Genomic DNA, 20994 nt, shown 5'->3' with positions numbered 1-20994 from the left:
GCCGGTGGCCGTCTTACGTTCTCAGGCGACACCCGCTACCGGGACGAAACCCCCGGAACGGGTGGAACCCGTACACCACTTCCCTGGACGCAACCGTCTTCCATGGCGGTTGCAGCATCACACAATTCCTTCGGCAAGGGCGTCATGTGCCTGGGCGAGTGCCTCGTCGACGCAGGGCCCGCAGACGGGGATGGCCTGAAGGCCGCGGCCATGGGCCCGGTAGTAGTAGTCACGGCTGAAGTTGCGGCATCCCGGCCGGCGGCATCGGCGGGGAACGGTGCGGATCGCAAAGCGTCGGCGGGGAACGGTGCGGATCGCAAAGCGTGCACGGAAACGTGGCATGATCATCCTTTCGTGTGGGGACGGTGGAGTACTTCATCGACTGGCCGCGTCGGAGTCCCGGTGCACAGCGGCGTGTGTCTTCGGCACCCGGTTGCGCGGTGCAGCCGGGTGCGCGCCTGGGCCGGATCGCACGGGCCAGCTGCGGGTCTCGGTGCCGAGACGGCGGGCGTGGGTCGCGGTGTTTCACCGGGCGGTGGCTCGCAGACCCACCGGGCTTCGGGGGCGCTGGTCGCAGCGTAGGTGTGGGCTGCAGGGAGTCAAGGGGCCTGCTCACCCGCATTGCGGCGTGAGGAGCCGACTGTGCCAGCCCCGGCGGAGCAGAACTCTCGCACCTGCGCTGCGCTACAAGGTTCTGTCCGGTGGATCATGCGATCGGAAGACGCGCTCGCCTGGCGGCACACCGGCCCGCTGCCCAGGCGCGCCCCGCTGTTCGCGGCCGTCGCCCTCACGGCGTTGGATGAAGTCAGAGGAGTTCTGCGTGTTTGTGGTGAGGACGTTCGGCCGAAGCGCGGCAGTCGACGACGACCGCCGTGAGTTCAGCCTCCTGGGGAAGCGCCAGCTCAGCGGGCTGGCCCTCGCACGCCCGATTACTACGGGCGCGCGGTCCCGCGCTGTCCTAGAACTGCAGCAGAACTACGGCGATCTGCGGTTCAGCGCCCTGGTGGGTGGCGAGTTCGAACCAGGAGAGGGCGATCGACTGGCCTGGCGGGTCAGATTCTGGGAGACGGTCCGGCCTACGCCACAGCTGGGGCTGCTGCGCGGTGCGCTACTGCCGGGTTTGCCCGAAGGGCTGGATCATGCTGCGGCGGACGGCCTGCACGCCCTCACCAGCGGGGCCCTTCCAGCCGGCCGGCTGGTGATCGACCGGGCGGGCTACGACCACGAGTCTCCCCCGGTGCTGTTCGCGACGGCCACCGAGCTCCTGCTGCACATCCTGCTGGCGGGCGCCTTCGGATCGCCAGCGGAGCCGGTCATCAGGTCCTGGGTGGCCTCCGGCCGAATTCCGGCGGCTCTGCCCAGATTTGAGTGACCTGAGCCCTACGGCGCCGTGATCCGCCGAACAGAACCTCCCCAGAAGGGGATCTGGGGCTTGGTGGCCGGGCGTCTTCGTCCCACGGGGCGGGATGTGTTCTCAGCTTGATTTTTATGGAGTCGTCGCGTTCTTGGCGAGGTGGGCTTCGAGTGTGAGTTCGCGTTTGATGGTCTTCCCGACGTCGTAGTGGGGTGCCGGCCTGCGGTTCTTCGTGCCGGGTGGGCGGCCTGGGCCGGGGCGTGTCGGTTGCGGCACACCGGCCGGGTTGAGTGCCTTCGCGTGGATGTGGCGAAACCCGCGTCGGACCCGGGCGGGCGTGAGTCTGTTCGGTGGGGCGGGTTTCTCCCAGGGGCGGCGAAGATCCTCCGCCAGGGGTCGGGCGAGGCGGAGCTGGGTGTGCGCGACGAGGATCAGCCAGGTCCACAGGTCGGCGGTGTCCGGGTTGCGGAACTGCGGGGCGGTCCAGCCGAGGGTGCTCTTGAGCAGCCTAAATGTGTGTTCCAGGTCGAATCTGCGCAGGAAGGTGCGCCAGATCCAGTCCAGATGGGCGGCGGTGACGCCCGTGGCGGAGGACCACAGCCACAGCGGCTTGGCGTCCCGCTCGCCGGGCAGGTGCTCGACCTTGAGACGGACCAACGTGCCGTGCAGCACGGGGAGTTCGGCGTCGGTGTACTCCAGCCAGGGGCCGCGGCGCTGAAGCCGGGGGTGCATGCGGTCCCATGCCAGTGCTTCGGCCTTGCCGTAGCGCATGGTGTCCGTGCTGGTGATCGCGTCCGGGGTGTGCCAGGTCTTCGGCTGGGCGAGGGTGAGCACGCCGCCGTGCCGACGCGGGCGTCCCCCTCTGGGTCCGGAGCGTGCGGGGCCCGGGTCGCGGAGCATGACGCGGTCCGAGCGCAGCCGCACCACGATCTCCACCGGCAGGTCCGCGAGCACGTGCGCGAGGCGGGTGCCGTCGTAGCCGGCGTCCATCACGATCATGATGTCCGGGTCGCCAGGCCGCCAGTGCCCCGCGGCGATCAGACGCTCGACGACCTCCCGCAGCTGGGCCGCGGTGACCGCGGTCGCGTCGTCGGCCGGTCCCAGGCGGACCGCGTCCAGCAGCCCGACCCAGGAGGTCCGCCCCGCCTCCAAAGCGGCGACGAACGAGTAGGGCCAGCCCGGCACCAGCTGGTCGCTGGCCCGTCCGCCGCGGCCGTAGACGTGGCAGAACAGGCGCTCGTCGCTGGTCGGGGCATCGGGCCGCAGCCAGTTGGAGACGTCCACGGCCAGGCCGATCCGCCCATCGGAGAGTCGCGGGATCGGCAGGTTCGCCAGGGTGCGGCGCAACCTTGTCGGCTCCAGCCAGCCCCGGTCCAGCGCGGCGTACAAGGCGCCGTGCCCGCGCCGGTGCTCGGCCGCGAGACAGAGCTCGACCAGCGTGTTCACCGGCCCGTCGGTGCACAGCACCGCGTCGGCGAGCTCGAAGAGCGCGTCCGCGCGCGTGTAGAGACTTTCGTAGAACTCGACCCGAAAGCGGGACAGCAGGCCCAACGCGTCACCAGTGGACGGAGCATGGGGCAGACTCATACGCAGCGGCCGTTCTCTTGGGCTTCGTGACTCGACATCTCGAAGCGTGGAGAACGGCCGTGGCCTTTGTCCCGGGAAGAACGCCAAACCAGCAGGTCGGGTGACCTGCGACGTTAGAAGCTGTTGTCGTACCGATCGCGAGGTCTGCCGATCGAACGGGAGTCCCAAGGTGCGCCTCGGCCAGCGAGGTCAATCCTCAGAACCCGAACCTCGCCGTTCTGGGTTGGGCTCAGTCCCACCACAGGACGACGGTGAGCCGCCGTTCAGCCGCCTGCCGGTAGAAGGTGCGGAGTGCCTCAAAGTGGTGGGTGAGGTACAGGCGAGGATCGCCGGTGATGCTCATTCTCAAGGTAGCTGCTGCTTCTTGGCCGTCCGCCGGCAGCGCAGCGATGGCATCCTCCCAGTCGACCGCGGCAAGTGTGGTGGCAATCTCCGATGCCGCGTCGGGGCCGATGGCTCTGGGCGGAGGACCGAATGTGCCTACGGCGTCGTCGTGATCGAGGTAGGAGACATCGATTAGCGCGTCGCCGTCGGTAGATCGTTCGAGTGCCGAAACTGCTGCCGGTCCGACCCGGGCCAGCTGGAAGAGTCGCCGGAGGGACTCGGGCGACCAGTCGAGGTCGAGCCGGTCCGCCCTCGGCGGATCCCACTGGGGGTTGGCATCCGGGGAGGCCTCCGCTACCTGTCGGCAGAGGTTCAAGTACTCCGTCGTCACTCGTGCGAGCTGCTGCGTCACTGCCATGGTGGCAGTGTTCCGGACGGACTTCGCCGCTCACCAGCGGATTACACCCCAGTACTGGAACCCGCTGTCGTGCCGATCTTGGTGAGCATGGGTTCGATTGCGGGGACTCGGTCGTGTGATCTTGCGGCCTGTCGAGCATGAAGACAGGGCCTCTGGTGCAGCTCGGGGTTGTCGAGACCGTGAGCACGCCAGGAGGCCCTGTTGCCGCAGTTGTACGCCCTCACGTCGGCTGGATCCAACTCGGCTGCCCGGGAGTGTGATTGTCTCGCTCACCAGTTCGGGAACGCCGGGGACTGTCCGCACAGGCGGCCGAGGTATCCGTCCGACATGAGTGACGCGGAATGGGCTGTGGTCCGGGACGCGATGCCGGTGCCGGGGTGGCTGGAGGGCCGGGGCGGGCAGCCGGAGGGCTATTGCCACCGCCAGATGGTCGACGCAATCCGCTACCTGGTCGCGGGCGGCATCGCCTGGCGGGCGATGCCCGCAGACTTTCCCGCGTGGGACCGTGTCTACGCCTTCTTCCGGCGCTGGCGGGACAAGGGCCTGGTCGGCGAGTTCCACGACCGGTTGCGCGACCGGGTCCGTGAGGTGGCGGGCCGCGATCCGGAGCCGACCGCGGGGATCATCGACGCGCAGTCGGTGAAGGCAGCCGCGTCGGTGCCGGCCGTGAGCCGGGGCTTCGACGGCGGGAAGAAAGTGAACGGCCGCAAGCGCCACATCGTGGTGGACACCCTCGGGCTGCTGTTGGCGGTGACGGTCACCGCGGCATCCGTCACCGACCGCGAGGCCGGCGGGACGCTGCTGGCCCGGCTGCGCGAGCGGCACTGGCGCATCACGATCGTGTGGGCCGACGGCGGCTACACCGGGCGCCTGGTCGACCTCGCCCGCGACGTCCTGGGCCTCGCCCTGCGCGTGGTCAAACGCGGCGACGACACCGCGGGCTTCGTCGTGCTGCCGAAGAGGTGGCTGGTCGAGCGCACGTTCGCGTGGCTGATGCGCTCACGCCGCCTGGCCCGCGATTACGAGGCCCGCACCGACACCTCGGAGGCGGTGATCCGCTGGTCGATGAGCATGGTCATGAGCCGGCGCCTCGCCCGGCGGGCACGCTGAACATCCCGGGACGGTCCTCGGCCAGCCAGCCCCGCGCGGCCAGACGCTTCGCCTTCGACCGCACCCCTTCCACCTTCGCCGCAACCGGCTCCAGCCCAAGTGCCGCCGCGAGTCGGCGACAGTCCATCGCCTCTCCATCCGCCCCCTTCCCGCCGGCCAGGACGTCCATGATCCGCCGGTAGTCCGGCGCCAGCACCGTCGGCGCGAGCCCCTCCTGCCAGTGCGGCACCACCGAACCAGGCACCGCTGCCGCGACCGGCTCCGGCCGCTCACCGTCCACCACGGCCCGCGGCACCTCCTCGCCTCCGCGAGATTCCGTCAGGACCTCGCCGACTGTCTCGCGGGCGATCACGAACCGCTCCCATACCGCCTCCGCCTCCCGCAGCTCGGCCTGAAGGGCCTCCACCCGCTGCCGAGCAGCCCGTTCACGTTCCTCCAGCAACCCCATCACCGACGGCATCCGACACCTCCACCGAAGAGACGACACGACACCTCGTCCCTGCCGCCGAAGCGCCGGCCCTATGCCTGACCAGCGGAAACGTACCCGTCACTTTCGGAAAGACAACGACTTCTCACACCCCCACCCAACGACCTCCTCTGGACCTGGATCCACCGAACACCAGCACGCAACGGCTGACCCCCGACAAGCCGCTCCCTGTGGGGCTACCGGTAGACCGGCAAGAAACCCCAGAACATCTCAGACAACCAGTGATTCCCGACCCATCACCAACGCTCGCAGATCAGAACCTTGTACGGCAGCCTCTTCCAGCTGAAACGATCAAGACAACGTCCGCCAACCCCTAGAGAGGACCCGCCAACGTCCCCGTTCCAACCACAACACCCCACGCCACAGGCCCACACCACAAGCAAAATGCCGATCAGCCACACGTAGTGAAGGCGGTGGTGGCGGTGGAAATGCCAGCCGGGCCGCCAGCGCCCGGCCGGTGACCACCGGCGATGCGGAAAATCGGACTCCCTTTCGACAGAACTCTGGCGCTTCCTGCCGGGCTGAGGCACACTCAGGACCGCTATGGCGCACCTCGGCCGCACCGGTGGCTGACTCTCCGAACTGGCTGTCAAAATTGTTAGCGCTAACATTCCGCTTCCGGGGCGGGTGCCGCCCTGGCGGTCCAAGGCGGAGGGAGAGGCCGTGCCGGTCCGGTGGGCGCGTGCCGCGAGGCGGTGCCGCCGGTGGTAACCGTCGGTGCCATCCCTTCACATCCCACCCGAGCAAGGGACTCCAACGATGACATCCGCGCTTTCGCGATGGTCGCAACGCTTCGTCGCCCTGACGGCAAGCCTGCTGTGCGTGCTGGCATTCCTTCCGGCCGCGGCCCGGGCGGACAATCCGATCGTGCAGAACGTGTACACCGCCGATCCGGCACCGCTGGTCTACAACGGCCGGGTCTACCTGTACACCGGGCATGACGAGGACGGCTCGACGACCTTCAGGATGCGCGACTGGCGGGTGTGGTCGTCCTCCGACATGGTGAACTGGACCGATCACGGCTCGCCGATGAGCCTGGCGACTTTCAGCTGGGCCGGCTCGGACGCCTGGGCGGGACAGACCATCTACCGCAACGGGAAGTTCTACTGGTACGTGCCGGTGCGGATGAAGAACGGATCGCAGGCCATCGGAGTCGGGGTCTCGGACAGCCCCACTGGGCCGTTCCGTGACGCGATCGGCGCCCCGCTGATCCAGAACTCCGAGATCGACCCCACCGTCTTCATCGACGACAACGGGCAGGCCTACCTGTACTACGGGAACCCGAGGCTGTGGTATGTGCGGCTGAACGCCGACATGGTCTCGTACTCCGGCAGCCCGACGCAGATACCGCTGACCACCGCGGGGTTCGGCACCCGCACGGGAGACGCGAACCGGCCCACCCTGTATGAGGAGGGCCCCTGGGTCTACAAGCGCAACGGCCTCTACTACATGGTGTTCGCGGCGAAGTGCTGCTCCGAGTTCATCGCCTACTCCACCGCGCCCGGCCCGACCGGACCGTGGACGTACCGCGGCACCATCATGCCCACCCAGGGCAGCAGCTTCACCAACCACGTCGGCATCGTCGACTTCAACGGCGGCTCGTACTTCTTCTACCACAACGGCGCCCTGCCGGGCGGCGGTGGCTACACCCGGTCGGTCGCGGTGGAGAAGTTCAGCTACAACCCAGACGGCACCATCCCGACGATCAACATGACGACGGCCGGGGTGCCGCAGGCCAGCACCCTCAACCCCTACGTCCGCCAGGAGGCCGAGACCATCGCGTGGGGCAGCGGCATCGAGACCGAACCCTCCAGCGAGGGTGGAATGAACATCGGCTGGATCGAGAACGGCGACTACACCAAGGTCAAGGGCGTGGCGTTCGGCACCGGCGCCGCCTCCTTCACCGCCAGGGTCGCCTCGGCCACCAGCGGCGGCCGCATCGAGCTGCACCTGGACAGCACGACCGGGCCGACGGTCGGGACGTGCACCGTGCCGGGCACCGGAGGCTGGCAGACCTGGAGCACGATCTCCTGCCCTGTCACCGGCGCGACCGGCACCCACGATCTGTACCTGCGCTTCACCGGCGGCAGCGGCTTCCTCTTCAACATGAACTGGTGGCAGTTCACTCCCACCCGCTCCGCCTTCTGACGCTATCCGAAGCAGCGTTCGACGACGTTGCCGAACTGGTAGATGAACCGACCGAAGCGTGGCCGACCTCCGCGCAAGCCCAGGTGGAGGCGACCCGCTCGGTCGGTGCATTCGACCTGCTTCTAACCACAGGTCGTGATCGTACTGCGCTTGAACATGCCCTCGCAGGAGTGGTGAAAGCTTTGTCCCACCGTCCTTCACGCGACACTCGGCCAGTCAGCCGGTGGCGAACCGCACTCGCCGCGCTACTTGCCCTGCTCGGTGCATGCGGGGCGGTGCTGCTGCCCGCAGCACAGGCCCGGGCGGCCACCGTCGGGTTCACCCTGGGAGCCACCCGCACCGACCAGAACGGCCCCTCGGCGTCGGGCGTGACGGAGACGGTGCGGTGGCGCAGCCGGTCCAGGCCGCGGGCCTTCCAGTAGGCGGCGTCGCGCTGGGACCAGCCGCGGTCGTTGTCGGTAGGTGCGCGCCACAGGCCCAGCGTGGGGCCGTGCAGGGGCAGTTGACCGAGGTCGAAGAGGCTGCCGGTGGCGTGGTCGAACCGGCCGGGCCCGAGCGTGATGATTCCGTCCGCGGTGTGCGGTGCCACCGGGGTGCCGTGCGAGCGGCCGGGCCTCGGTGCGGAGAGCTGGAGTTGCCCCCAGGCGATGACGTGGCCCTCGGGCGCCCAGTCGGTGGTCTTGGCCAGCTTCGCCCGGACGGTGAGCCACAGTTCGCCCCCGTCGCCATCGCCGTCGCCCTCGACGGCGGCCTGCCGGGCCGGTGCGGGCAGCGGCAGGGGGCCGTGTTCCCCGGCGGCCAGCTGTGGCGTGGGCAGGGTGCCCGCGGCGAGTTCGACGCCCTCGCGTGCGAGTGACCAGGTGAACCGCAGGTGGGAGAGGTCCAGGACCTCGTAGCGGTTCTCGACGGTCAGCGTCCCGGGCTCGGGGCCGGGGCCGATGCGGACGGGGGCAATGACCTTGGCGTACTCCAGCAGGCCGGGCGAGGGGGTGCCGTCGGGGAGGATCTCCAGTTTCGCCGCGGTGCCCCCCCCAGCCGTGGTCGGTCCAGGTCATGCGCCCGATCAGGACGCGGTGGTCGCCGGCGGGGACGGTCACGGCGAAGGGCTCGTCGGTGTCGGACAGCGTTCCGGGGTCGGCGGCGATGACGCGTCCGGTGGACAGGTGCAGGACGCCGGCCACCTCGGGGCCGTGATCTCGGCAGTGCCGTGGTGCTTGTCCTTGAACCGTGCGCCGGCGGTGAACAGCGTCTGCAGGTGCCGCGGATGCAGTCCCTGCGCCGCGGCCCATCCGCGCTACTGACTTACCGGCCAGGCCCGGTGGCGAGCAGGAGGACTTGCCCACCTGGCACCGACGGCATCGGGTTCTGGGGAACGGTTCCCTTTCATGCCGTGCACCGGTCGCCGAGAAAGCAGCATCGGGGCGGCAACCTTCTCGTCCTCTGCGGCAACTGGGAGCTGCAAGGCCGAGTCGAACAACCGGATGGACAGGTATGAGGGCAACGAAGCATGCCGCGCCGCAACCGTGGTGCAGGCGTGGACTGGTCACGGGCGTTCCCTTGAGGCTGCTGGCCGTCGGTGTGCCGGCGTGCCATCCCTCCGGGAGCAGAATTGGTATGAGGTTCACCGGCATCCACGCGGAGCAGCCGACCGTCGGCGGCACCGCCGTGCAGCCGGACGTCGCCCAGCCGACCCGCGTCCGGTTCGGTCGGCAGTGACCAGCCCGCCGGTGAGCCTTCACCGCCCCGCAACCGAGCACGACCACCGTTCGAATCCCAGGCTCGGCACTGTTAGGCTGCGCCCCCCAATGTTATTGAATGTGCAACCAACGCGCACATCCTGGCAAGGAGAGGGCGACCGGGGGATGGTCCTCGATGACGCGTCCGCGGAGTTCCACGAATTCTTCGAACGCCACTATGCCGAACTCGCCCGGCTGGCCCACCTACTGACCGGCGAGGCCGACGCGGCGGACGACCTCGCGGCGGATGCCCTGGTCGCGCTGTGGCAGCGCTGGGACCGGTTGCGGCAGGCCGACCACCCGCTCGCCTACGCACGCGGTGTGGTGGCCAACCTGGCGCGGGGACGGATCCGCAGCATGGTGCGGGAGCGGCGCCGGATCACGCTGTTCTGGTCCCGCAGCCCCGAGAAGGTGCAGGGACCGGACACGGCGGCCGTGATAGACGTGCGCGCGGCGCTCGCCCGGCTGCCATTCCGCAAGCGCGCCTGCGTGGTGCTGCGGCACGCCCTCGACCTGTCGGAGAAGGACGCGGCAGCGGCGCTGGGCATATCGGTGGGAACGGTGAAGAGCCAGACCTCGAAGGGGATGGCCGAGCTGCAGAAGATACTGGGCGCGCGAGCGGCCGGGGACCTGGTGGCAGGGAGGAGGAAGCGGTGAACGAGGAGATCGAGCGTCGGCTGCGCGAGGCCGCCGAGGCCCACCGGCCCGACCGTGCGCGGATGCTGGCCCGGGTGGAACGCGGCATGGCCGGCCCCGCCGTACGTCACCGCGCGCGACCGTTCGCGAGGTCCGGGATCAGGGTCGCGCTCGCCGGGCTCGCCGCCGGTGGCATCCTGACGACCGGCGGCCTCGCCGTCGCCGCCATCGTCGCGGAGCCGTCGCCGCCGCCCACCGTGGCCACGCCCACCACCCTGGCCCCGGCCGTCAGCTCCCCGCCCCCGACCTCGGCCCGCCCCACCCCGGTCGCGCCCCCGGCCACCACCCCGGGCAGCTCGCGCCCGACTCCGTCGGCCACCAGTGCCAGCCCCTCGCCGACCGTCGGCGAGAGCCAGAACGGACCGCTGTGGTCGGCCGGCTCGCTGGACCCGTACAGCAGCGTCTACTGGACGCAGAGCGACCTCTTCCTCAAGACGACCCAGCCGCTCACCTCGCTCACGGTCGAGATCCGGATCGTGCAGACCGGCAAAGTGAAGAACGCCGGCACCTGGCACACGCTGCCGAGTGGTGACTTCACCGTCACCGTCCAGGAGGCCGGCGGCGCGCTGGTCTACCGCTGGGTCCTCAAGCCGGGCCTGACCGTGCCGGCCGGGAGCTACAGGTTCGGCGCCCAGTTCAACAACGGCAGTGTGCGCAGTGCCGCGGGCGACGGCTACCGCGTCGACGCGCAGGCGTCGGGCGGCTCCGCGTCGGTCCGGGGAGGGTTCGTCCCGACCCGGTGAATGCCGAGGTGCGGTGAGGGGAAGAGTCCCCTCACCGCACACCTCGATGGTCGAGCGGATCCCGGTGAGGCGCCCCGGGCCGACTACCAGCGAGGCAGGTGTTGCCGGGTCGGCTACCGGCACGCAGCGAAGACCCGCCCATCCCCGACACCCATGCGTACCGGTGCACTCGTGCGGACCGGCGCGCCGTCCTTGAAGCTGTTGAGGAAGGAGGAGGTCGGGGCCGTGACGGCGCGGCGGTGCAGTCGGGGAGGTCGAGTGCCCGAACTGCTGGTACGTGGTCCAGTCGGCCGGCCGCTGTTGCTCCCTTCGTCGTAGGTGGCCTCCGTGGTGCTCGGCAGGTAGCCGTGGAACTGCGTGAGGATCGTGGCGACGGCCTTTAAAAATTTTCTTCCTCGATCGCGGCAACCTTTGTGGGCGTGGCGGCCACTGACGGGTGACAGGGCCTCAGACGAAGGCCCTCAGCGCCAGAAAGACAAGCCGTTGCCAGATCAGAACCGTTCTCATCGCCGCCGTCCGGCCACCCGCCGCGTCATAGCCGCCGCCGTGGTGATCGCTGCCGTGGGTGCTGCCGTACCGCTGGTCGCCATGGCCTCACGTACCCCGAATGCCGGCACGCCGGCCGTGCTCGCCGACGCGGCGGCGGGCAGCGGCCGCTACTTCGGTACGGCGGTGGCCTTGGGCAGGCTCGGTGACTCGGCGTACTCGGGCATTCTCGACCGGGAGTTCAGCATGATCACCCCGGAGAACGAGATGAAGTGGGACGCCACCGAGCGCTCCCGCGGGTCGTTCACCTTCGCCGCCGGCGACTCGATCGTCAGCCACGCTGCCGCGCACGGCCAGAAGATGCGCGGCCACACCCTGGTCTGGCACTCCCAACTGCCGAACTGGGTCTCCTCGATCAAGGACCCCGGCACCCTGCGCAGCGTGATGAACAACCACATCACCCAGGAGATGACCCACTACAAGGGCAAGATCTACGCCTGGGACGTGGTCAACGAGGCCTTCGCCGACGGCGGCAGCGGCCAGCACCGCAGCTCCGTGTTCCAGGACGTGCTGGGCAACGGCTTCATCGAGGAGGCCTTCCGCACCGCCCGCGCCGCCGACTCCTCGGCCAAGCTCTGCTACAACGACTACAACATCGAGAACTGGACGGACGCCAAGACCCAGGGCGTCTACCGGATGGTCAAGGACTTCAAGTCCCGCGGTGTGCCCATCGACTGCGTCGGCTTCCAGAGCCACTTCGGCGCCGGCGGTGCCCCGGCCAGTTTCCGGACCACCCTGTCCAACTTCGCCGCGCTCGGCGTGGACGTCCAGCTCACCGAGCTCGACATCGCCCAGGCGTCCACCACCGCCTACACCAACACCGTCAAGGACTGCCTCGCCGTCGCCCGCTGCACCGGCATCACCGTGTGGGGTATCCGCGACAGCGACTCCTGGCGCGGCGGTGAGAACCCGCTGCTGTTCGACCGCGGCGGCAACAAGAAACCCGCCTACGGCTCGGTGCTCACCACCCTGGGCGGCGCCAGCGGCGGAGGGGGCGGCGGCACGCCGGGCGGGGGCATCACCTCCGGCACCGTCTACACGCTCTCCGCCGTGGGCGCCGCCGGACGCGTCCTCGACGAGTACGCGGGACAGAACCGCAACGGCACCCCCGTCCAGGTATGGGACGCCGGCGGCGCCGCCAACCAGCAGTGGAAGGCCACCAAGAACACCGACGGCTCCTACACCCTCACCAACATCGCCAGCGGCCGGGTCCTGGAGGAGCCGGCTAACCGGACGGGCAACGGAACCCGGATGCAGGTCTGGGACTCCACCGGCGCCGCCAACCAGCACTGGAAGGCCGCCAAGAACACCGACGGCTCCTACACCCTGACCAACGTCGCCAGCGGCCGCGCCCTGGAAACCCCCGGCAACCAGACCGCCAACGGCACCACCGTCCAGATCTGGGACTCCTGGGGAGCTGCCAACCAGCACTGGAACTTCAGGCCGTCCGGGTCGCCCACCCCGGCTCCGACCCCGACAACGCCCGCGCCGGGCGGCACGTGCGCCCTCCCGTCGACCTACCGGTGGACGTCGACCGGTGCGCTGGCGCAGCCGGCCAACGGGTGGGCGTCGGTGAAGGACTTCACCACCGTGACGTACAACGGCAAGCACCTGGTCTACGCCTCGAACGTGCCGGGATCAGGGTACGGCTCGATGATGTTCAGCCCGTTCACGAACTGGTCGGACATGGCATCGGCCGCCCAGACCGGCATGAGCCAGAAGGCGGTGGCGCCGACCCTGTTCTACTTCGCGCCCAAGAAGATCTGGGTGCTGGCGTCCCAGTGGGGCCAGTCGCCGTTCGTCTACCGCACCTCCAGCGACCCGACCAACCCCAACGGCTGGTCCGCGCCGCAGCCGCTGTTCACCGGCTCCATCCCGGGTTCCGGCACCGGCCCGATCGACCAGACCCTGATCGCCGACGGCCAGAACATGTACCTGTTCTTCGCCGGTGACAACGGCAAGATCTACCGGGCGAGCATGCCGATCGGGAACTTCCCCGGCAACTTCGGCTCCTCCTACACCACCGTCATGAGCGACACGGAGAAGAACCTCTTCGAGGCGCCGCAGGTCTACAAGGTCAAGGGCCAGAACCAGTACCTCATGATCGTCGAGGCCCGCGGCGCGAACGAGCAGCGCTACTTCCGCTCCTTCACCGCCACCAGCCTCAACGGCACCTGGACCCCGCAGGCCGCCACCGAGTCCAACCCCTTCGCCGGCAAGGCCAACAGCGGTGCCACCTGGACCAACGACATCAGCCACGGCGACCTGGTCCGCGACAACCCCGACCAGACCATGACCATCGACCCCTGCAACCTGCAGTTCCTCTACCAGGGCAAGTCCCCCAACACCCCGCCGAAGACCCCCTACGACAAGCTGCCGTACCGGCCCGGCATCCTCACCCTGAAGCGCTGACCCGCCTGACCCACGGTGATCGAAATCGGGTGCGGCGCACCGACGCGTAGACGAGCGGTCCACGGCGCGCACACCTCCACCCGCTGACCGATACTCACCACCTCGAGGAACCCCAGCCGTGCGCCGGCTGGGGTTCCCACCATTTGGGGAGAAGTCGAAGGCATGGCGAGGCTTCATGGCCGACGCCGGCCGAGAAGCCCTCAGCCCGACGAACCCGCCGCGCCGCCGAACGCGAGGCGGACGACCCTCATGGCCGGCAGGCGGCCGCGTCGCCCTCGATCCGGGTGGAGTACAGCTCGATGCCCTGCCCGGCCTCAGCGACGGTGCGGACCAGGCGGCCGAGCCGCGGCTGGTACTCGAAGACCCGGCCCCGGCCACCCGCGAAGCCGCCGACACCGACCACGCACGTCTGCTGGCCGCCATCGGGGACGCCGCACCCGGCCGGTAGCCGGTAAGAAGCTGTTGCGCTCCTTGACCGTCCAGGACGGATCGAACCGGCAACCGCTCTTCTCGAGCGCACGGATGTGGGCGATCTCCACGTTAAGCATCGGCTCCGCACCCACCATGCGAAGAATCGGCTCACCACAATCAGGCCTGTAACACGCGCCGCCTGCCAGCGCCATCAGCCCGGCGATCGTCGCGTTGGTGTAGATGTGGCGCGGCTGCGAAGTCACAGAACCCCGGTTCCGGCATGCGGGTGCGGCCCGCCTGGTGGTCAGGCGGGCCGCGCCGTGTGGTGGTTCAGCTGATGCGTGCGGTGTAGGGGATGTGGGCGCCGGTGAGCCTGACCAGCGGGTTGCCGGAGGCCTGGTGGAGCATCTGGCCGGCGAGCGTCTTGATGGCCAGCGTGTTGACGTTCCAGTTGTCCCCGCCGGTGGTGCTCAGGACGACGCTGCGGACCTTGGCGTTGCCGGGGTAGATGGGCAGGATGACGGTCTGGGCGTAGTTGTCGATCCAGCGGGTGCCGTTGTTGATGTTGTCGAAGTACTGCTGGCGGCCGTCGGTGAAGGTGACGACGATGTTGGCGTTGTCGCTGCCGCCGCGCAGGTCGTCGCCGCCGGTGCCGATGGTGACGGCCAACTGGTTGGGCGTGGCTCCCTGGTTGCCGGGCTCGTCCAGCAGGGACAGGGGTGTGGTGGTGCGGTACTTGCTGTCGACGAAGTACGTCATCCACGACTCGCCGGGGAACTCGAGGTAGTGGTACGAGTGGTCGGCGACGGACGGGACGAGGGTGACGGTCTGTCCCGGGTGGTTGGGGTCGTAGATGAAGATCTTCAGGTCTTCCTGGAAGGCGCCGAGGTCGCCGCGGTAGCGGCCGAGGTCGTATCCGATGGCGACGACCTGGTGGTGCGGTCCGGCGCCGCCGTTGCCGGCCTTGAACAGGCCCAGCGGCACGGGTCGGCCGGCGTCGATGGAGCGCTGCAGTTCCTGCAGCCGGCCGCCGTTGAAGCCCTGCAGGCCCCAGTTGAAGAACTCGTTGGTCCGCCAGCCGAAGGGGTTGACCATCAGCTCGGCCCACTTGTCGACGTTGTCGGTGATCGAGGGGACCTGCCGGCTGTAGATCTGGTTGAACAGCTTGGTGCCGGTCGCCGGGAGGATGTTCTGCTGCGGGATCGGCTGGTGGGTGTAGTAGTAGTCGAGGGCGCTGTAGGCCATGCCGCCGCACAGGCCGCCGAAGCGGAGGTTCTGGATCGGCTCGGTGGTGAAGTCGTTGCGGAAGCGGAAGCCGTTGCTCGCGGGCGAGAAGCTCGTCATGCGGGCGTGGGAGCCGGGTGCGGGCTTCTGTTCGTCCCAGGTGGTGGTGCCGATCGCGCCGTTCGGGTCGACCCAGAGCAGGTCGACGCGGTCGGGGGTGCGGGCCGTGGCCGAGATGCCCCAGCGGGCCCAGGACGGGATCGGGAAGGGCGCGACCCAGGGGGTGGCGGCGTCCCACCAGGTGGTGGCGACGCGTCCCTGCCGGTTGATCCAGAACACGTCCAGGTGGTTGGGGTTGCGGGCGATCGCGGTGACGCCGTCGGTGTCGGTCGCGGACCAGTCCGGGGCGAGGTTGAAGGGCTTGGCCCAGGTGGCGGCGGCGTCCCACCACGTGTGGGAGACCGCCCACTGCGGGCTGATCCAGAACACGTCCAGGTGGTTGGGGTTACGCGCCACCACCGAGATCGCGGTCTTCGCCGCCGTACCGGGTGCGCTGATCGTGAAGGGCCTGCCCCATCCGGTCGCGGCGTCCCACCACGTGGTGGACACCGCACCCTGCGGGCTCGTCCAGAACACGTCCAGGTGGTTCGGATTGCGTGCCACCACCGAGGTGGCGGTCTTGGCCGCCGCACCGGCCGGGGCGACGGTGAACGGCCTGGCCCAGCCCGTCGCGGCGTCCCACCACGTGGTGGACACCGCCCCCTGCGGGCTCGTCCAGAACACGTCCAGGTGGTTCGGGTTGCGCGCCACCACCGAGGTGGCGGCACCGGACGCGGACCCGGCCGGGGCGACGGTGAACGGCCTGGCCCAGCCCGTGGCGGCGTCCCACCAGGTGGTGGCGACGGTGCCGCCCTGGCCGACCCAGAACACGTCCAGGTGGTTGGGGTTACGCGCCACCACGGACAGGCCCTTGCCGGTGGAGGCCGCCGGGGCGGTGATGTTCCGCGGGGCGCTCCATCCCCGGCCTGCCTGCCAGGAAGCGGTGGCAATCGACCCGTCGATCGCCACCCAGAACGCGTCCGTCGAATCGGCCGTCCGCGAGACGGTGGCGGTGGCGGCGGAGTGGTCCCCGTAGATGAACCAGTCGGCAGCCTTGGGCGCGCTGATGGTGCGGCTGCCCGGGTCCCAGGCGGCGGCGTGCGCCGGGGCGGCGGTCAGCAGGCCGGCGACGGCCGCCACGACGGCCAGCAGGACACCGAACATCCGCCGCATCACACGGGTGGCACGGTGGGCGGCCGGGCCGGAACGGCCCCGGCCCGTACGGACCCCGATCGGATCGGCGGCACCCGGGCACGGGCACCGCAGCACAGGCATGGGTTGCATCGCTTCCTCGTCTCTCACTCGGTGGTGGAGCGTGCATCCACAGGTCTAGCTGCGGTTTTGTTTGTTCGGCAGCCGCAGAGACCCACTGAACAACCCCCGAACAAAAGGCAGTTGAGGCGAACAGCACCCAGGCCTCCGGCCTGCGTCGATACGCTGGGGCCTTGCCCGCCACGATGCTCCTGGAGGCCTGAATTGGGCCGTACGAAAAGACCGTTGGACCCCGAGCAGGGGCCCGTGGAGGCCTTCGCCTCCGAGCTGCGGCGGATCAGGGCCGAGGCAGGCAAACCGACGTACCGCGACATGGCAAAGAGAGCACACCTCGCCTACAGCACCCTCTCCGAGGCCGACAAGGGCGTCGCCCTGCCCACCCTCACCACCGTGCTCGCCTACGCACAGGCCTGCGCCGCCGACCCGGCCACCACCGCCGCCCTCCGAGAACAGTGGCAACACGCCCGCAGCCAGCTGCACACCGCGGCCGCCCTCACAACGCCCGGCACGCACCCGACCAGCCCCGGGCACGGCACCGCCCACCCCGCCGTCACGGAAGCCGGACCACCAGCCGCCGACGGCCGGACCACGCCCGCAGACAGCGCCAAACCGGCCCACCCGACCGTGGAGACCGAGCCGGCACAGCCCCCGCCCCACCATCCGGCGGCAGGCCCGCTACAGCCCCACGGCACGGCCACCGCCGCTCCCCTGCCGACGGCACCGAGGCCGGCGCCGACGCTGGCGCCCACCGGTACGACGGACAACGGCAGTCCGAGCAGCGCAGCGCGCGACAGGGAGCTCGGCACAATGGCCCTACCGCTGCCGGTCGATACGGTCGCCGAGCTGCACCCGGTCGGTGCGCCCGCACAAGGACAGCCTGCAACGGAACACCCGGAATCCGGCGATACGGCGACGCGGCACGAGACCGCGGGGAACATCGCTGTCCGTCTTCCCGGCCCGGACACACCTGCTCCGCCGGCCGCGGACACGGCCCCGGCAGGCGACGCATCCGCGGTCGCAGACCGTTCCGGGTCCCGCAGCACCGAAGACCTGCCGCCCGCGGCGAACGCCCACCATCCCGAAGCCGACCGGCTGGCATCAGCAGCCGCACCGGCATTGGACATCACCGACAGCGGGACCCCACACAAGACCGTGCTCACGACCGCGGGCACCACGGCGGCAGTCGCACCGCAGGACAACGGACCGGCAGGGCACAGCGCCGCCGGCCCCGGCCCGGACAGCGGCAGTAGCGGCAGTCAGCAGGCGGAGTCCGGCATCGGGGAAACTGCTCGGCTGCTGGCCGTTCCCCGGCGTTCCCGGCCGCGCACCGGCGTCGCCGTCGCGGCAGCCATCGCGCTCCTGGCCGGTGCCCTGGCTGCCGGAGCAGCCCTTCTCCCGGCGCTACTGCACGACGGCCACGGCACCACCGCGCTCCCCTCCCCCGACCGGACCGCCAACCAGTCCACGCCCGACCCCGCGCACCCCAGCACCAACGCCCCGGCACCGACCGCCGGCGGGCTGCCGTCCGGCGGCTCCCCCGCCCCCACCGGCCCGGGGAACCCCGCCCCGACCCTGACCTCCGGCGGCACGACCCCCTACCCCGGCCCCAACCCGGCCGCCACGACACCGGCGCCGACGACAACGCTCTTGAAGTCACAGACGCCCGGCGGTGGCGGCGCAGCCCCTGCCGCCGACCCGCCCGGCATCGTCGACGAGGAGCGCAACGTCCGCCTGAACGCAACTGAGCCCGGCTACCGCTCCGTCGGAATCGACTACTGGCGCCAAGAACTCGACAACCCCAATAGCAACCCCAACGGCGACCTGTGGATCGCCCCCGACCGCATCTACACCACCAACTCCGCCGCCCTCGCCCCCATTGAAACCACCCCCGATGCCTCCCCCGCACGCTGCGCCCGCGCCACCGCCTGGACCACCCGCATCAACCTCACCGCCCTCCACGTCGGCGACCAGATCTGCGCCCATAGCACCGAAGGCCGCTACGCCGTCATCCGCATCACCGCCCTACCGGCCACCGCCAACGGCTACCTCGTCTTCCACGGCATCGTCTGGAAGAACCCCCTGTAACCGGCGGCCCTCAGCCCCCGGGAACAGACAGACCGGACCGAGGGCGAAGTTGATCAAGGGCGAGCCGGACAGCACCGCAGCCCCGGGCATCCCGCGCTGCTCCACCACGAGCCGCGGCCGGCTCCCGGGCGCCGCCGGCCGGGTGACAGTGTCCGGGATTCCGGACAAGACAACGGGAGGCTGAACCCGGACCTGCCGTGCCACGTCGCCTGCCGGTCCCTGGAGACGCGTGTGCTCCAGTCGCTGGCCGGGACGGGGTCCGACGACCCGACGATGGCGCAGGGCGGCTGAAGCCGGCAGTTGCGGCAGCGACACCCCACTGCGTCCGCGACCAGCCGCACATGGCCAGTCGTCAGCTCACCCCGCGCGTCCATGACAAGCAGCCGGTCCACCGCCTGCTGCCGCGCAAGCGCCACCGGCACCACCGGTCCCGCGCCGGTTGGTCCGTCCTCCTCCGGCATGAGCACCACCTCCACTCCCCCGATGCCGCGAGAACCCGTGCCCTCCGGTACAGACGTCCTGGACCCAGGAAGCCGGGGTCTGCGCAGGCGTGACACTGCAATCGGCATTCCGCTGACACCGGTCGGGGTGTGCGGTGCATGCACCATGCCGATCCGGCGGCGGGCAGATCTTGCGGGTCAGCGGGAAGGCACCGCGCCAGGCCAGCCCATGCGTCTCTCGACCTCGGTCGGGGCAGGCTCGGTGCAGCCCGGCAGGTTCGGTGCAGCCCAGCACCCAGCGGGCCATCAGCGCCTACGGCGCAGGGGTGTCACGAATGCTCGTGCGGTGGGTGGGATCGCGACGGTCCACGGGCCACCGCGCGTCGATGGTCTCTGCCATGGTGATGCAGTCCGGACAGTCGTCCGGGAGCCAGCCCCACATGCCGTACGGGGAGCCGGACATGTCCGGCTTCTCGATGCCGCACAGCGTCCGCCGCTGGTAGCCGTAGGCGTGGCGGGAGGCATCCCAGAGCAACTCGGATGAAGCGGTCTCCCATCGCAGGTCCGGCGGCATGTAGCCCGGCCGGGATACCTGGGGTGAGTCGAAGCTTGTGACGGCGTAGCACCACGGACACGACCAGTGTTCGGCGGCTTCGTTCGGACGGTGGGTCCACCGGACGATCTCGTGGTCGCAGATGTCGCACGGCATGCCCGGAACCTGCCGCGGCTCGTCATCACGCGGGCCCGGTTCACGGTCTGAACACGGCTGCGCAGCATCGTCGGCACTCGGGAGGGACTCCGCTGGGGCGAATCGTAGGGCCGGACGGTTGGCGTGGGCGTACTCGTCCGCGACGTTGAAGATGCTGGCGCACACCGGGCATTCCGCTTCGCCGAAGAGGTGGGCGATCCCGTCGGCGAGCACCGTCTGCCCGTCGCGGACCGCGATCCGGTGCATCCATCGGCCGGTCCCGGTGAGTTCTTCGGCAACTGCCGGTCGTAGCTCCCGTCGCAGCTCCTGGTCGCCGTCCCACACCTGCGAGTAGCATCCGAAGCCGCCGACGGCGATCTTCATCCCCGCACTGCAGTGCGGGCACTCCAGCTCGTAGATGTCGTCCGTGAAGCCCTCCAGGGCGTTCGCCCAGTGGTATTCCTGCGCGACGGCGAGCAGGGCTCGGAAGGAGACGAGGTAGTCGGTCGGTCGCGACCGCAGGTGCCGGTCCAGCACCTTGCCGAACTCTGCGATCGTGCCCGCGCAGTCCGCCAGCTGGGCGTCGCAGGCGTGGTGCCCGGCCGCGCGCTCGAGGATCCGCCCCGCCAGGCCGCGTGCCTGCGCGCTGCGGGGCGCGAGGCGCACCAACCACGGCAGGGCGGCGAAGCCGGCTGGAAAGACCAGGTCATCCTCGAGGACGAGCCGCCAGGCCAGCTCCCGCCACGCGTCCGCGTCGTCCCGGCGTTCCAACTGCGCCAGGAGCGCTGGGACGCGATCGACCTCGAATCTGCTGTCGCGTATGCGTGCCCAGTCCACCACCCCGGTATTGAATCAGTGAGCCTCACGGCCCTCACTGGAGAAGCACCAAGGCCACCACCCCGTGGTTGGTGGCCTCCGGTTCCCGGTTCTGCACTCCAGTCGGCACCGGCAAGCAGAACCCGGTCAGTAAACACGGCCGACCCCGGTGGCGAGCAGCGCTGTCGACTGGGCCGCGAGCCTCAAAAGGTGGACCACTCGGTGCCCGGGAGGTGGTCCCAGGTGGCGACCACCCAGTGATAAGGCATGAACACCGGCCGGGAGAGGACGACGTCTTCGGCCCGCGGTCACGTCCGCCGGAGTGGTGTATCGACGGCCACTCGGTGATCCGGTTTCAGGCTAGGCGGTAAGGGCTGTCGTGATGGTCTCGTCGGGGG

General features: G+C 69.9%; 14 protein-coding genes. 7 read left to right on the top strand and 7 right to left on the bottom strand.

What is annotated here, in order from left to right; translation table 11 throughout:
* Positions 1–799 precede the first annotated feature (799 nt).
* The gene (locus AB0M03_RS36705; RefSeq protein ID WP_363500125.1) at positions 800–1372 is read left to right on the top strand and encodes a hypothetical protein; all 573 of its coding nucleotides are present in this window, start codon (positions 800–802) and stop codon (positions 1370–1372) included.
* Between the two features lie 114 nt (positions 1373–1486).
* Here the strand turns inward: AB0M03_RS36705 and AB0M03_RS36700 are convergent, their stop codons facing one another.
* Complete coding sequence (locus AB0M03_RS36700) at positions 1487–2941, bottom strand: NF041680 family putative transposase (protein WP_363500122.1); 1455 nt, start codon at positions 2939–2941, stop codon at positions 1487–1489.
* Positions 2942–3170: 229 nt separating this feature from the next.
* The gene (locus tag AB0M03_RS36695) at positions 3171–3683 is read right to left on the bottom strand and encodes a DUF1877 domain-containing protein (RefSeq protein WP_363500119.1); all 513 of its coding nucleotides are present in this window, start codon (positions 3681–3683) and stop codon (positions 3171–3173) included.
* A gap of 327 nt (positions 3684–4010) precedes the next feature.
* Here AB0M03_RS36695 and AB0M03_RS36690 point away from each other — a divergent pair, with 327 nt between their 5' ends.
* On the top strand, positions 4011–4793 hold the full coding sequence (locus tag AB0M03_RS36690) for an IS5 family transposase (RefSeq protein ID WP_363500117.1): 783 nt from the start codon (positions 4011–4013) through the stop codon (positions 4791–4793).
* Here AB0M03_RS36690 and AB0M03_RS36685 read toward each other — a convergent pair.
* Positions 4759–5253 carry a hypothetical protein gene (locus tag AB0M03_RS36685; protein ID WP_363500114.1) on the bottom strand — a complete coding sequence of 165 codons (495 nt, stop codon included), beginning with the start codon at positions 5251–5253 and terminating at the stop codon, positions 4759–4761. The two genes, AB0M03_RS36690 and AB0M03_RS36685, sit on opposite strands and share 35 nt — an antisense overlap.
* Before the next feature lie 894 nt (positions 5254–6147).
* Here AB0M03_RS36685 and AB0M03_RS36680 point away from each other — a divergent pair.
* Positions 6148–7428: a glycoside hydrolase family 43 protein gene (locus AB0M03_RS36680; RefSeq protein WP_363500111.1), complete on the top strand. Its 1281-nt coding sequence runs from the start codon at positions 6148–6150 to the stop codon at positions 7426–7428.
* Here AB0M03_RS36680 and AB0M03_RS36675 read toward each other — a convergent pair.
* Positions 7403–8341, bottom strand: coding sequence for a beta-galactosidase domain 4-containing protein (locus tag AB0M03_RS36675; protein WP_363500131.1), 939 nt, complete (start codon positions 8339–8341; stop codon positions 7403–7405). The genes AB0M03_RS36680 and AB0M03_RS36675 overlap by 26 nt on opposite strands.
* Positions 8342–9290: 949 nt before the next feature.
* Here AB0M03_RS36675 and AB0M03_RS36670 point away from each other — a divergent pair.
* From AB0M03_RS36670 to AB0M03_RS36660, 3 genes are all read left to right on the top strand, one after another.
* Positions 9291–9821 (top strand): SigE family RNA polymerase sigma factor, encoded by a 531-nt coding sequence (locus tag AB0M03_RS36670; RefSeq protein WP_363500108.1) that lies wholly within the window; start codon positions 9291–9293, stop codon positions 9819–9821.
* A complete protein-coding gene (locus tag AB0M03_RS36665) occupies positions 9818–10603 on the top strand; it encodes a hypothetical protein (RefSeq protein WP_363500105.1) in 786 nt (261 codons plus the stop codon). Before AB0M03_RS36670 ends, AB0M03_RS36665 begins: the two co-directional genes overlap by 4 nt.
* 588 nt (positions 10604–11191) lie before the next feature.
* Entirely contained in the window at positions 11192–13561 is a 2370-nt protein-coding gene (locus AB0M03_RS36660; protein ID WP_363500128.1) for a non-reducing end alpha-L-arabinofuranosidase family hydrolase, read from the top strand.
* A gap of 247 nt (positions 13562–13808) precedes the next feature.
* On the opposite strand, the gene AB0M03_RS36655 is transcribed toward AB0M03_RS36660, so the two are convergent.
* Entirely contained in the window at positions 13809–13964 is a 156-nt protein-coding gene (locus tag AB0M03_RS36655; RefSeq protein WP_363500103.1) for a hypothetical protein, read from the bottom strand.
* A 338-nt stretch (positions 13965–14302) separates the two neighbouring features.
* The gene (locus AB0M03_RS36650) at positions 14303–16459 is read right to left on the bottom strand and encodes a hypothetical protein (RefSeq protein WP_363500101.1); all 2157 of its coding nucleotides are present in this window, start codon (positions 16457–16459) and stop codon (positions 14303–14305) included.
* A 333-nt stretch (positions 16460–16792) separates the two neighbouring features.
* On the opposite strand from AB0M03_RS36650, the gene AB0M03_RS36645 reads away from it, so the two are divergent.
* Positions 16793–18652: a hypothetical protein gene (locus tag AB0M03_RS36645; RefSeq protein ID WP_363500099.1), complete on the top strand. Its 1860-nt coding sequence runs from the start codon at positions 16793–16795 to the stop codon at positions 18650–18652.
* A 753-nt stretch (positions 18653–19405) separates the two neighbouring features.
* Here the strand turns inward: AB0M03_RS36645 and AB0M03_RS36640 are convergent.
* Positions 19406–20620: a hypothetical protein gene (locus AB0M03_RS36640; RefSeq protein WP_363500097.1), complete on the bottom strand. Its 1215-nt coding sequence runs from the start codon at positions 20618–20620 to the stop codon at positions 19406–19408.
* Positions 20621–20994: the final 374 nt, after the last annotated feature.

It is taken from the genome of Kitasatospora sp. NPDC051914, from assembly GCF_040680995.1.
GTDB lineage: Bacteria > Actinomycetota > Actinomycetes > Streptomycetales > Streptomycetaceae > Kitasatospora.
Note: the sequence above shows the minus strand (reverse complement) of the source record. Positions and strands in the feature narration are given on the sequence as shown.